We start from the raw sequence: 13,280 nt of genomic DNA, 5'->3' as shown, positions 1-13,280 counted from the left end.
GGTAACTTTTTTTGCATTGATGTGAAAATCTGCTGCTAAAATAACTAAAATAAGTCTTATATCACTTGATTTTTGCCAAAATGTTGTTATACTGTTATTGCTAATTGATTAATTTATCTTGCTAATCACCACGCTAAAAAGATAGCTAAAAAAAGATAAGCTAAAAATTAGGAATGTAAACCAAAGATAGGGCGTGCGATACCTGCCCAAATCCTAAAAAATGTTTTTTGTTAAAGTGGAGAATTCCCATGAAAAAATTACTTTTAGCGACAGCTGTAGCTGCTCTATCAGTATCTGCACAAGCTGCACCACAAGTATATGGTAAGGTGTTTTTAACCGTTGACTCTGATGTTATTGGCGAAACCAAAACAACAACCACAACTGAAACTTATACTGCTACTAATAACGCCAAACCTACCGTAAAAGTTACTACAGCTAAAACCAAAGCTGCTCGTACACCTTCATTAAATTCACGAGCTTCACGCATCGGTTTTAAAGGTTCAGAAGCCTTAACTGACAATACCGATGTGGTGTATAAATTAGAATACCGTTTGGAAGCTGACTCTGCTGGCGGTCGTAATTTTGAATCGCGCGACACTTACCTAGGTTTGGCAAACAAACAATACGGTACAGTCATGGCAGGTCGTTTAACGGCAATTGATGGCATGGTGGATTACGCCAATGTTGCAAAGGGTCCGTTTGATGGCGTTGGTGCTTCATTTGATGCCCCACGTGTTAATGATGCATTTGCCTATGTATCACCAAACTACAGTGGTTTAAGCGTTCTTGCTATGTATGGTACAGTTCAAAAAGATTGGGGTGTTGCGGCAAAATACGAGCCAAAAGGTCAGCCTTTTAAAGCAGGTGCCAGCTATGTCAAAACTCGTGCTGTAAAAGCTGCACGTGTTAGCGGTTCTTATGATGCAAGTCCAAACATCACTGTAGGTGGCTTGTACCAATTGAGTGATTACAACACCCAAAACAAGGAAAATGCACTTACTGTTAGTGCAGAGTTTGCTACCGAAACACCTTGGAAAGCATACGCTCAGTTAGACATGGCGAAAAATGTTGGTGGTGTAAAAAATAACGAGGGCAAACGTGCTGTAGTTGGTGGTATGTACGAATTTAACAAAGCAACCACAGGACATGTTTATGCAGGTTACTCTAAAGGTAATACAACAAAAGTCAGTGATAAACGTACAAATGGTGCTGGTGATGTAATCACTACTAAAGCAGAATCAACTGGTCTTGGCGTTGGTGCAGGTTTAGAGTATAAATTCTAATCTGATGTTACTAAGTTACCAAGCTACTAAGTTTGGTTTAAAAACCCACATCTTTTGGTGTGGGTTTTTTGTTGGTTAAAATGTCTGGATTAGTTGATTTTGGTTAAGTGCATTTCTATTTTTTTGCCATCGTTGTTTTGGATCACCTTGATGGGTAAATAGTCTAATTTTGGGGCGAGCCAAAAACTGGTTTGGCGCTGTTTGTCATCATGCACCCTATCAATACGGATCACCTCAAAACTGCCTGCAGGGACGTTGATTTTGCTATTTTCGGATTTGGTGAATGTTGCCATTTCGGCTTTGTTGCGTCCGGCGGTTCTGTATTGGCCGCGGAATTTGTTGGCTTTTAAATCTTCGCGGATTTGTACCTCCAGGCTTAAATCATCGTAGGCAATGGTGGGCATGCTGATGGTGCGGTTTTTGTCCTTATAACTACTGGTGTATTGTTTGTTGCTTGGGTCAAAGGTAAGCATTTCGCTGCGTTTTAGCCCTAAGATTTTGTATTGTTTGCTGCTTGTTTTTGGCATGATGGCTCCGTTGGTGTCGCTAAATGTTGCGGATAGATTGGCTGATGCCAGTTTGCCTACGGTCGCGTTGACACTGTAGATCCAGTGATCACCGTCTTGTTTGAGTGTGCGTGTTGCCAGGCCTTGGTATTTGTCTTCGATGTTAACATTATAATTGGCCAAAAACGGCGAAATTGCCCCCATGGCAGAAGAGGTCATAAAAATGGTGCTAAAAGCTATGCTAAAAACTGTGTTAAAAAAAACTGTGTTAAAAAAAACTGTGTTAAAAACCGTGGGTTGAAATTTCATGGTTGTGCCTTTTATTAAAGTTGTTTGTGTATTAAAGTTGTTTGTGATTAAGAGTCTTGTATGAAAATATTTTGTAAAAAATCACAAAAATTTGGCTTTTTTTGCAAAATAAACTTGAACAAATTACCACTTATCCCCATTTTTAGCAAGTAATTTGATAAAGCGTTGAATTTGGATTGCCTTATGTGGCAACCGTGTTTGGCGGTCTGTCAAATTTGTACAACCTAAGTTTTTTGTACAACCTAAGTTTTATTTCGGTTAATTTTTTGAATTTATGGAGTAATTACAATGAAAATCCGTCCGTTACACGATCGCATTGTCGTCCGTCGTTCTGATGAAGAGCAAAAAACTGCAGGAGGCTTACTGCTTGCAGGTAATGCCCAAGAAAAACCTCAACAAGGCGAGGTTATCGCTGTGGGCAACGGTCAGATTACCGAAAATGGGATTCGTGCGTTAGATGTAAAAGTTGGTGATAAAGTATTGTTTGGTCAATATGCAGGACAAACCGTTAAAGTTGACGGTGAAGAATTGCTGATGATGAAAGAAAGCGATGTGCTTGGAGTATTAGAGGCCTAAGCGGTTAAGTAGCTAATAAATAAGCAGTTAATTAAACAGGTAAAATTGAAAAAATTGGAGACATTCTTATGGCAAAAGATGTAAAATTTGGCGTTGATGCACGTTCTAAAATGATTGATGGTGTGAATGTATTGGCAAATGCGGTTAAAGTAACCCTAGGGCCAAAGGGACGCAATGTGGTGATTGACAAATCATTTGGTGCACCAACCATTACCAAAGACGGCGTATCTGTCGCAAAAGAAATTGAACTGGAAGATAAATTTGAAAATATGGGTGCACAATTGGTGCGCGAAGTGGCAAGCAAAACCAACGATGTTGCAGGTGATGGTACAACCACAGCAACCGTTTTGGCACAAGCAATTTTAACCGAGGGTATGAAATCGGTAACCGCAGGCATGAATCCAATGGATCTAAAACGCGGTATTGACAAAGGCGTGCGTGCAGTTGTCAAACAAATCCAAGCCATTTCAACTCCGGCCAATGACAGCAAAGCCATCGCCCAAGTTGGTTCAATTTCAGCCAACTCAGATCAAACCATTGGTGATTTAATTGCTCAAGCGATGGAAAAAGTGGGGCAAGAGGGCGTTATCACGGTTGAAGAAGGTTCAGGTTTTGAAGATACGCTTGAAGTTGTAGAGGGCATGCAGTTTGATCGTGGTTATATCAGCCCTTATTTTGCCAATAAAGCCGATACTTTAACCGCCGAACTTGAAAATCCGATGATTTTGTTGGTGGATAAAAAAATCAGCAACATTCGCGAGCTTATTCCACTGCTAGAAAACGTCATGAAAACCAGTAAACCACTGCTTATCATTGCCGAAGATGTAGAAAATGAAGCATTGGCAACTTTGGTTGTAAACAATATGCGCGGTGGCTTAAAAGTTTGTGCAGTAAAAGCACCAGGTTTTGGTGATCGCCGTAAAGCCATGTTGCAAGACATTGCGATTTTGACAGGGGCAACGGTTGTTTCAGAAGAAGTTGGCATGAGTTTAGAAACCGCTGATTTGTCGGTTTTGGGTACGGCCAAAAAAGTTACCGTTGGTAAAGAAAACACGGTGATTGTAGATGGTGCAGGGCAAAAATTTGACATTGAAGATCGTGTGGCATCTATCCGTCGCCAAGTTGAAGAGTCAACTTCTGACTATGACAAAGAAAAACTACAAGAACGTATTGCAAAATTGGCAGGCGGTGTTGCAGTTATCAAAGTCGGAGCGGCAACTGAAACCGAAATGAAAGAGAAAAAAGATCGCGTAGATGATGCGTTACATGCCACGCGTGCTGCAGTGGAAGAAGGTGTTGTTGCTGGTGGTGGTGTGGCATTGGTACGTGCGTTGTCAGCACTTGACGATGTTAAAGGCGACAATGACGATCAAAACGCAGGTATCAATATCCTACGTCGTGCGATTGAAGCTCCGCTACGCCAAATTGTTACCAATGCAGGCGATGAAGCATCGGTTGTGATCAATGCAGTAAAAGATGGCAAAGGCAACTATGGCTACAATGCTGCTACAGGTGAATACGGTGATATGCTTGAAATGGGTATTCTTGACCCTGCCAAAGTAACGCGTTCAGCATTGGAGCATGCTGCCAGTGTTGCAGGTTTAATGCTAACTACCGAAGCTATGATTACCGATTTACCGACAAAAGATGATGCACCGATGGCCGGTGGCATGGGCGGTATGGGTGGCATGGGCGGTATGATGTAATTTGCCTACCAAATTATTAGCAAGTTAAAAAAATTAAAACTTCCGTCATGTTGTTTGCATGGCGGAAGTTTTTTGTGTGGTTTGATGTTGTTTGATCTTTTACGGTTTATGCCAAAACCGCCCCAACTGGCATGCTATCTGGCAATAATACTACGGTTAATTGTCCGTCTTGTTCTGCGGATAAAATCATGCCTTCAGATACACCAAATTTCATTTTGCGCGGTGCAAGGTTGGTTACACAAATCACGGTTTTTCCTGTCAGATCTGTAGGCTTATAAAATTTAGCAATGCCACTAAACACATTGCGCGGTTTGTCTTCACCCACATCGAGCGTGAATTGAAGCAGTTTATCAGCGCCCTCTACAGTGTTGCAAGCCAAGACTTTGGCAACTTTCATGGTTACTTTGGCAAAATCATCAATACTGATAAATTCGCTTGTGTTTTTGGTGCTGTTTGCTTGTTGTGTGGTTTTGTCTTTTTTGTTGGTTTTATCCGCTAGGCTGTCTTTTGAATCATTAACCATTGAGTTAATTTTGTCTTGCTCCACACGGCTCATCAGTGGGCTAAACGCATTGATGGTATGATCGGTTAGCACGTTATGCCGACTGTCAAAAGTTAAATCATCAATGTTTAAAAACACTTGGGCTTTTTGGGCAAGTTCTGGCAAAACTGGCGCCAAATACACCACCAATTGGCGAAAAATATTCAGTGCAACCGTACACACATCAACAACTTCGTTTTGTTTGCCACTGATTTTGTTTAACGCCCACGGTTTTTTGTCATCAATATACGCATTTGCCTTGTCAGCACAGGTCATAATCAGGCGCATAGCACGACTAAATTCACGATTTTCATAAGCCTCTGCTATTTCATCACCTGCGTTGATAATCTCTGCTATCAGCTGTTTTTCAATCAACTCACCGGCCAGTTTTCCGCCGTTGTTTTTATGTATAAACCCTGCGCAGCGGCTGGCAATATTGACGACTTTACCTACCAAATCTGAATTAACTTTTTGCATAAAATCGTCTAAATCAAGGTTAATATCCTCTACAGTGTTGGATAATTTACTGGCAAAATAATAACGCAAATATTCAGGATTTAAGTGATTGATATAGGTTTCGGCTTTGATAAATGTGCCACGCGACTTACTCATTTTTTCACCATTGACGGTCAAAAATCCGTGGGCATTGATGACGCTTGGTGTGCGATAATCTGTACCATGAAGCATGGCTGGCCAAAATAGAGCGTGAAAATACACAATGTCTTTGCCAATAAAATGATACAATTCTGTTGTGCTGTCTTTGTTAAAATACTCATTAAAATCAAGCCCTTCGCGTTGACAGAGATTTTTAAAACTTGCCATATAGCCAACAGGGGCATCAAGCCATACATAAAAATATTTATCAGACTCATCGGTGTTTGGAATTTTAAAACCAAAATAAGGTGCATCGCGACTGATATCCCAAGGTTTTAAACCCGACTCAAACCATTCGTTTAGTTTATTGGCAATGGAAGTTTGTAAACGTCCTGGTTTTTTGGTGAAGTCTTGCAAAAATTCGCCAAACTGGGGCAAATCAAAAAAGTAATGTTTGGATTCTTTAACAATTGGCGTGGCATTGCTTAGGGTTGAATAGGGATTTTTAAGTTCGGTAGCGTTGTAAGTGCCACTGCACACTTCGCAGTTATCACCGTATTGGTCTTTTGCAGTGCATTTTGGACATTCACCTTTGACAAAACGATCCGCCAAAAATAACCCTTTTTCCGTATCAAACAGTTGTGCTACGTTTTTGGTAAAAATGTAGCCACGTTGGTTTAATTTGTTATAAATTTCTTGGGAAAGTTGTTCATTTTCAGGGCTGTGCGTTGAGTAATAATTGTCAAAATTGATTAAGAAGCTGGCAAAGTCTTTTTCATGCGATGCTTTGACGGCGGCAATTTGTTCTTCTGGGGTAACATTGTTGTCTTTGGCTTTCAACATGATCGCCGTACCGTGGGCATCATCGGCACAGACATATTTGACATCATGTCCAAGGGCTTTCATGGCTCGCACCCAAATGTCGGTTTGGATATATTCTACCAAATGCCCTAAGTGAATCGGGCCATTGGCATAGGGGAGGGCTGAAGTTACTAAAATTTTTCTCACAAAATCACCTTATTTAAGTCAAAAAATTTAAAAAAATAAACAATATAAATAAACAATAAAAGTTAAGCGGTATGATAACCGAAAATCATTTTTTTTGCTAATATTTGCCACAACAAAAAACGACCCTAAAAATTAGAGTCGCTTTTTGTGTTTTTTGTTAAAGGGTTGTGTCAAATAATTGTATCAAATATTAGAATTTGGTATTAGAATTTGGTATTAGAATTTGGTATTAGAATTTGAAGTTAGCACCCACGGTTAACAGTGTTGCACCGCTTCCAGGTTTTGCATATTCAGCTTCTACAGCAATTGCAGGCGTGGCTTGAAAACCAACACCAACACCGTAACCTAATTTTGCACCATCTTTTTTAACTTTAGCTCCTGTGGCTGTTGCTTCAACCTTTGTTTTAGCAATACCAACTTTGCCTTTTGCATAAACAGGTGCTTCACCAAAGTTGTACTTATAAGTACCATACACGCCGTAAGTTTTGGTATCAACCTTGCCTTTTACACTTGCATTGTTGACTGTTGTTGTGTAATCAGCATCACCGCCCATGTACTCTGCTTCTACACCAACGTTTGGATCAAACTGATAACCGCCATACACACCATAAACGGTTGGTTTTTTCGCACCTTTTACACTGGTATTTGCTTGACCTGCTTTAACCCCAACGTATGGTTGCCCTGCACCAAAATCAATTGCATTTGCACCTGTGGCTAAAAAAGCAGTTGCTGAAAGTGCTAATAATGTTTTTTGTAAAGTTTTCATCGTTTTTCTCCGATTTTCCTAAAAAAATTGATAACCCAATTTTAACGGTTTTTGTTTAACTGTTTTTGCGATATCAATTTGTGAATAAAAGTAACGCAAAAGGCTTGTTCTTTTGTTTACCCACCGCTTTATGTGTATAGTAGCAAAAAAATTAAAAAAGTTTGTCATTGTTTGACGGTAAATGCGTTAACTTTTGCAAATAAATTTTTTTGAATGGTTACAATTTTGGCATTTTGCAATTTTTTGTTACGCTTGGGGCAAAATTAATCAACTTTCTTTTACTTTACTTCTTTTGCTGTGAAAGATTTTTTTCGCTGTGAAAGATTTTACCAAATTTGACAAAAAATTTTAAGCAAAACTCTGTTTTTTTAATAAAATTGTGCTAAAATATGGCCGACTAAATAAAAAGGCGTGCTACTGAGAGGCGTGGGGCGACCTTATTTTTTTAACACAAATTTATGCTTTCTAAGTTTTTATACTTGCTGGGTTTTTATGCTTGCTAAGTTTAAGAATAAATTGTTTAAGAATAAATTTGGCTTCTCACATTCAAGGAATAGCTATGCTAACTAATGAACAACGTGCCGAAATCATCGCAAAATTCAAACAATCTGAAAATGACACAGGCTCTCCAGAAGTGCAAGTTGCGTTGTTAACGGCTCGCATTAATGATTTGCAATCACACTTTAAAGAACACAAAGCTGATCATCACAGCCGTCGCGGTCTTATCCGTATGGTAAACTCACGTCGCAGCTTGCTTGACTACTTAAAGCGTAAAGATGTTGAGCGTTACTCAAAATTGATTAATGAGCTTGGCTTGCGTCGTTAATTTGGGTGTTTATTGCGTGTGCATAAAAAACGGTTACTTGAATTGGTAGCCGTTTTTGCGTTTTTTATAGCGATTTTTACCAAAAAACGCTACAATATTAACATTAAAATTTTACCGACATTAAAGGGTAAAAATAAAAAATAAGTTTAATATTAGGGGCTGGCACAGTTTATCCGTTTTTAGTCTTTTTTTATCTTAAGGAAACGTATGTTTAATATCACAACCAAAGAATTTCAATATGGCAATCAACAAGTTACTTTAGAAACAGGTCGCATCGGTCGTCAGGCTAATACAGTCATCGTGCATATGGGCGGTGTGTCTGTATTGGTCGCTGTTGTGGTGAAAGAAGAAGCGCACCCAGAGCAGAACTTTTTTCCATTGACGGTGAATTATCAAGAAAAAATGTATGCTGCAGGCAAAATTCCGGGTGGTTATGGCAAGCGTGAGGGGCGTCCAAGTGAGCTTGAAACCTTGACATCGCGTTTGATTGATCGTCCGATTCGTCCGTTATTTCCTGAAGGGTATTACAACGAAATTCAAGTAACAGCAACCGTGATTTCTTCCGACAAAAAACAAGATGCAGATATTGCAGCTATGATAGGTACATCGGCAGCATTGGCAATTTCACCTGCGCCGTTTCGTGGCCCTATTGGAGCGGCACGTGTTGGTTTTGTCAATGGTGAATATATATTAAATCCAAATTTAGAAGAGCTTAAAAATAGCGATTTGGATTTGGTGGTTGCAGGAACAAAATCCGCTGTATTAATGGTTGAGTCGGAAGCCAAAGAATTGTCAGAAGACCAAATGTTAGGAGCGGTTTTGTACGGGCATCAGCAACAACAAATCGTGATTGATGCGATTAATGAATTTGCCCAAGCGGTGGGGAATTCGAAAGCACAGTTTGTTGCTCCTGTGGTGGATATTGAATTACAAACCGCTTTACAAAATCAATTTAGTGAGGCAATTTCACAAGCCTATACGATTAGTGTAAAACAAGATCGTTATGCTCGCCTTGATGAAATTAAAAATATGGCATTACAGGCGTTGGCAGGCGATGAGACATCTGATGATTATGATGAAAAAGTTACTAAAATCAAAGAGTTGTACGAAACGTTAAAATACCGTACTGTGCGTGATAATATTTTGTCAGGTAAACCGCGTATTGATGGGCGTGATTTACAAACAGTGCGTGCGTTGGATATTGCTGTGGGTGTGTTGCCTTATACGCATGGTTCGGCGTTATTTACGCGTGGCGAAACTCAAGCACTTGTTACCACAACGCTTGGCAATACTCGCGATGTGAATTTGGTAGACAGCTTGGCAGGCACAAAACAAGATCATTTTATGCTTCATTACAATTTTCCAAGCTACTCGGTTGGTGAAACAGGTCGTGATAGTGGGCCAAAACGCCGTGAAATTGGTCATGGTCGTTTGGCTCGCCGTGGCGTACAAGCTATGTTGCCAGAAACTGATCGTTTTCCATATGTGATTCGTGTGGTGTCGGATATTACTGAATCAAATGGTTCATCTTCTATGGCATCGGTTTGTGGAGCAAGCCTTGCTCTGATGGATGCAGGCGTGCCTTTAAAAGCCCCGGTTGCAGGCATTGCGATGGGATTGGTAAAAGAAGGCGAACGTTTTGCAGTGTTGTCAGACATTTTGGGCGATGAAGATCATTTGGGCGATATGGATTTTAAAGTGGCAGGATCGGCAAATGGTGTTACTGCACTACAAATGGACATCAAAATCGAAGGCATTACCCCTGATATCATGGAAAAAGCCTTGCACCAAGCTCACGCTGGGCGTATTCATATTTTAAACGCCATGAACGAGGTTATTGCAACCAGTCGAAAAGAAATTAACGCCCATGCTCCTAATTATGCGGTGATTGACATTGATCCTGACAAAATCCGCGACGTAATCGGTAAAGGCGGTGCGACCATTCGCCAATTAACCGAAGAAACAGGTGCAGTGATTGATATTGATGACAGTGGTACAATCCGTATTTTTGGTGAAAACAAAGCATCGACCAAAGCAGCAATTGCCAAAATTGAAGCCATAACTGCCGAAGTGGAAGTTGGTAAAGTTTATACAGGTAAAGTGGTGCGATTGGCAGAATTTGGTGCGTTTGTGAACTTGTTGCCAAATACCGACGGATTGGTGCATATCTCACAAATTACCGAAACACGCGTGGAAAATGTAACAGATGTGTTAAAAGAAGGCCAAATCGTAAATGTGTTGGTGCAAGACATTGACAATCGTGGACGCATCAAATTAACCATGAGAGGCATCGATCAGCAACAGACCGCTGAATAATGGTTTTAAGATTGATAAAAACCCCAAATGTAGCGTTTGGGGTTTTTCGTGTTTAAGGTTTTGTACAGTTGATTTTGTACAGCCAATTGGACTAAAATACTGAAAAATTTGAGTTTTGATTAAAACTGTTTGGCTAAAGTTAGATAATATTGGTGCAGTGGGATAAGTTTTGCGTATAATTGTTCTAATGTACCATTGTTTGTTACCACATGATCGGCCTGTTGTAAACGCTGCTTGCGCGAAAGTTGATTGTTCATGATGGCTTGGATTTGCTCGGTAGTTTGCTTATCGCGCAAACTGGCACGCAAAATTTGGTTGTGCTCATCGGTATCAATCACCAAGATTTGTTGGCAAAGTTGTTTTAACCCTGTTTTGCCACCCTCCAACAACAAAGGAGCAACCAAAATGCAATAAGCGGTTGTTGCTTGGTCGATTTGTTGTTTTGCCAACGCACGAATCGCAGGGTGCGTGATGTTTTGCAAGGTGATTAATGCATCTGGGTGGGTAAAAATATATTCGCGCAAGGCTTTACGGTTTAGCAAGCCATCTGCTTGAATGACCCATTCACCAAAAGCCTGCACAATTTGTTGCAAGGCTGGACTGTTTTTTTCAACCACTTGCCTGGCTAAAACATCGACATCAATAATATGGATATTTTGTTTGGCAAACCAATTGCTTGCTTGGGTTTTGCCACTGCCAATTCCGCCTGTTAAACCAACGACCAACATCAATCCACCATTTTAACTTGTCATACCGCCCAAATACCACGTTAAAATTGGCTTACCGTATAACAGTGCAACCATACCCGCCATAGCAATGTAAGGACCGAAAGCGAACGGTTTGCTTTCACCTGCACGTTTCATCAAAATAACACCGACAACCGAACCAATAATTGCTGATAAAAAAACGATTAAGGGCAATAAACTTGGACCAAGCCACGCACCAAGAGCGGCCAGTAATTTAAAATCACCGTAGCCCATGCCATGTTTGCCTGTTAAGAGTAAAAAGAGCTTGTAAACAATCCAAAGGCATAAAAAACCAATGACATAACCAAAAATTGCTTGAGTTGGACTGGTAAAGACACCAAAGGCATTGACAAACAAACCAAATCCTGCTAAGGGCAAGGTGATTCTATCGGGTAATAATTGAGTGTCAAAGTCAATGCCTGTTAACGCAAGCAAGCTCCACGTTAAAATTAGACCGGTTGCACCTTGCCAACTGACGCCAAATTGGGCAATCACTAGGACAGATAAAACGGCGGTGATTATTTCTACCAATGGATAGCGCAGACCAATGGGATTGTTACAACTGCTGCATTTACCGCGTAACAATAGCCAACTGATAACAGGAATGTTTTCATACCAACGGATTTTATGGTTGCAAGATGGGCAACGCGAAGGCGGAAAACTTAACGTAATGGGCGTAGGCGACTCAAAATTATCATTGGGGTGCAATAAATATTGGCATTCGCTTTTCCATTGTTGTTCAAGCATAAGTGGTATGCGGTGAATAACCACGTTTAAAAAACTACCGACGCACAAGCCTACAATAGCAACAACAATCATTGCAATTAGCATTGATTGTTGTAATAAATTGATGATATCGTAAATGACAGACATTAACCCACCACAGAACCCATTTGGAAAATCGGTAAGTACATAGCAACAACCAAGCCACCAATGACGATTCCTAAAAACGCCATAATCATTGGTTCCATAAGACTTGTTAAACCATCAACAGCATTATCCACTTCATTTTCATAATATGTTGCAACTTTATCAAGCATTTCTTCTAAACTACCTGCTTCTTCGCCAATGCCCACCATTTGAATGGCCATAGTTGGGAATAAATTGGTAGAACGCATAGCAAATTGCATTTGTTGACCTGTGGCAACGTTTTCTTTAATTTGTTGTGTGGCGTTATAATAAACCACGTTGTTGGTAGCACCTGCTGTAGAATCTAACGCATCAATGAGTGGCACACCTGCTGCAAATGTGGTTGACAATGTGCGAGCAAAACGGGCAATGATGGCTTGATAGGTAATGTTGCCAAAAATAGGCAGTTTTAGAGCCAAGCGATCTAAAAAGTCGCGAAATGCTTTGCTGCGTCTTTTTGCTTCAGAAATACCAATAATTGCACCGGCAATGACAAACAATAAAATCCACCAATTTGTTTTCATCCATTCTGACATTCTGACGACCAATTGGGTAAATGCAGGCAACTCGGCACCAAATGAACTGAATAAATCTGCAAATACAGGCACAACCTTAATTAACAAAATAGCAGTTACAACAAAAGCAACGACAATAACCGCTATTGGATATTTCATAGCTTTTTTGATTTTAGCTTTGAGCATTTCGCTTTTTTCTTTATAAGTGGCGACCCGCTCAAGCATGGTTTCTAACGCACCTGATTGTTCACCTGCTTCTACCAACGAACAGAATAAATCATCAAAATAGCGTGGATGTTTACGCAATGCCGAGGCAAAATTACTCCCTCCTTCGATATCTGCTTTAATTTTTAAAACCAGTTCTTTCATGTTGGGATTTTCTAGGGCATCCGCTACGATTTCAAAAGACTGGGTGAGTGGCACACCTGCTTTCATCATAGTAGCCAACTGACGTACAAAAATTGCAATATCGATCGCCTTGATGGATTTGCCTGCTGAAAACAAGGGCTTGGCTTTTTTGCGAATGCTTTTGACTTGAATGCCTTGTTTGCGCAACTGGGCTCGTGCCAAATCAATATTACGGCTTGTTGCCTCGCCTTTTATTTTTTCACCACGCTTATTGATACCTTCGTAGATAAAATCCTGTAACTGTTCAGTTTTGGCTTTTGCCATGTTGTTA

The 13,280-nt window shown here is 40.3% G+C and carries 11 protein-coding genes; 5 read left to right on the top strand and 6 right to left on the bottom strand.

The annotated features are described in order from the left end of the window. Positions 1-248 precede the first annotated feature (248 nt). Entirely contained in the window at positions 249-1,283 is a 1,035-nt protein-coding gene (locus MOMA_RS00700) for a porin (RefSeq protein ID WP_009501263.1), read from the top strand. 89 nt (positions 1,284-1,372) lie between these two features. Here the strand turns inward: MOMA_RS00700 and MOMA_RS00695 are convergent, their stop codons facing one another. After that, on the bottom strand, positions 1,373-2,008 hold the full coding sequence (locus tag MOMA_RS00695) for a DUF3108 domain-containing protein (protein ID WP_009501262.1): 636 nt from the start codon (positions 2,006-2,008) through the stop codon (positions 1,373-1,375). A gap of 378 nt (positions 2,009-2,386) precedes the next feature. Between MOMA_RS00695 and MOMA_RS00690 the strand changes: the two genes are divergently transcribed. Together MOMA_RS00690 and groL are read left to right on the top strand one after the other, a co-directional pair. After that, positions 2,387-2,674 (top strand): co-chaperone GroES, encoded by a 288-nt coding sequence (locus MOMA_RS00690; RefSeq protein ID WP_009501261.1) that lies wholly within the window; start codon positions 2,387-2,389, stop codon positions 2,672-2,674. Between the two features lie 68 nt (positions 2,675-2,742). Then, the gene (gene groL / locus MOMA_RS00685; protein WP_009501260.1) at positions 2,743-4,380 is read left to right on the top strand and encodes a chaperonin GroEL; all 1,638 of its coding nucleotides are present in this window, start codon (positions 2,743-2,745) and stop codon (positions 4,378-4,380) included. 106 nt (positions 4,381-4,486) lie between these two features. Here the strand turns inward: groL and metG are convergent, their stop codons facing one another. Both metG and MOMA_RS00675 read right to left on the bottom strand, forming a co-directional pair. Continuing rightward, positions 4,487-6,523 (bottom strand): methionine--tRNA ligase, encoded by a 2,037-nt coding sequence (gene metG, locus MOMA_RS00680; RefSeq protein ID WP_009501259.1) that lies wholly within the window; start codon positions 6,521-6,523, stop codon positions 4,487-4,489. Between the two features lie 229 nt (positions 6,524-6,752). Further along, positions 6,753-7,289 carry a porin family protein gene (locus tag MOMA_RS00675; RefSeq protein ID WP_009501258.1) on the bottom strand — a complete coding sequence of 179 codons (537 nt, stop codon included), beginning with the start codon at positions 7,287-7,289 and terminating at the stop codon, positions 6,753-6,755. A 559-nt stretch (positions 7,290-7,848) separates the two neighbouring features. Here MOMA_RS00675 and rpsO point away from each other — a divergent pair. Together rpsO and pnp are read left to right on the top strand one after the other, a co-directional pair. Further along, positions 7,849-8,115: a 30S ribosomal protein S15 gene (gene rpsO / locus MOMA_RS00670; RefSeq protein WP_009501257.1), complete on the top strand. Its 267-nt coding sequence runs from the start codon at positions 7,849-7,851 to the stop codon at positions 8,113-8,115. 207 nt (positions 8,116-8,322) lie between these two features. Then, positions 8,323-10,431, top strand: a complete 2,109-nt coding sequence (pnp, locus tag MOMA_RS00665; protein WP_009501256.1) for a polyribonucleotide nucleotidyltransferase — start codon at positions 8,323-8,325, stop codon at positions 10,429-10,431. A 119-nt stretch (positions 10,432-10,550) separates the two neighbouring features. Here the strand turns inward: pnp and coaE are convergent, their stop codons facing one another. The 3 genes from coaE to MOMA_RS00650 are packed head-to-tail and all read right to left on the bottom strand — an operon-like array spanning position 10,551 to position 13,273. Next, the gene (gene coaE / locus MOMA_RS00660; protein ID WP_009501255.1) at positions 10,551-11,159 is read right to left on the bottom strand and encodes a dephospho-CoA kinase; all 609 of its coding nucleotides are present in this window, start codon (positions 11,157-11,159) and stop codon (positions 10,551-10,553) included. 12 nt (positions 11,160-11,171) lie between these two features. Continuing rightward, a complete protein-coding gene (locus tag MOMA_RS00655) occupies positions 11,172-12,050 on the bottom strand; it encodes a prepilin peptidase (protein ID WP_009501254.1) in 879 nt (292 codons plus the stop codon). Continuing rightward, positions 12,050-13,273, bottom strand: coding sequence for a type II secretion system F family protein (locus tag MOMA_RS00650; protein ID WP_009501253.1), 1,224 nt, complete (start codon positions 13,271-13,273; stop codon positions 12,050-12,052). The genes MOMA_RS00655 and MOMA_RS00650 overlap by 1 nt, the downstream gene beginning before the upstream one ends. Positions 13,274-13,280 lie beyond the last annotated feature (7 nt).

The organism is Moraxella macacae 0408225 (genome assembly GCF_000320365.1).
GTDB classification, from domain to species: Bacteria; Pseudomonadota; Gammaproteobacteria; order Pseudomonadales; family Moraxellaceae; genus Faucicola; species Faucicola macacae.
This window is presented reverse-complemented; position numbering and strand designations above follow the sequence as displayed.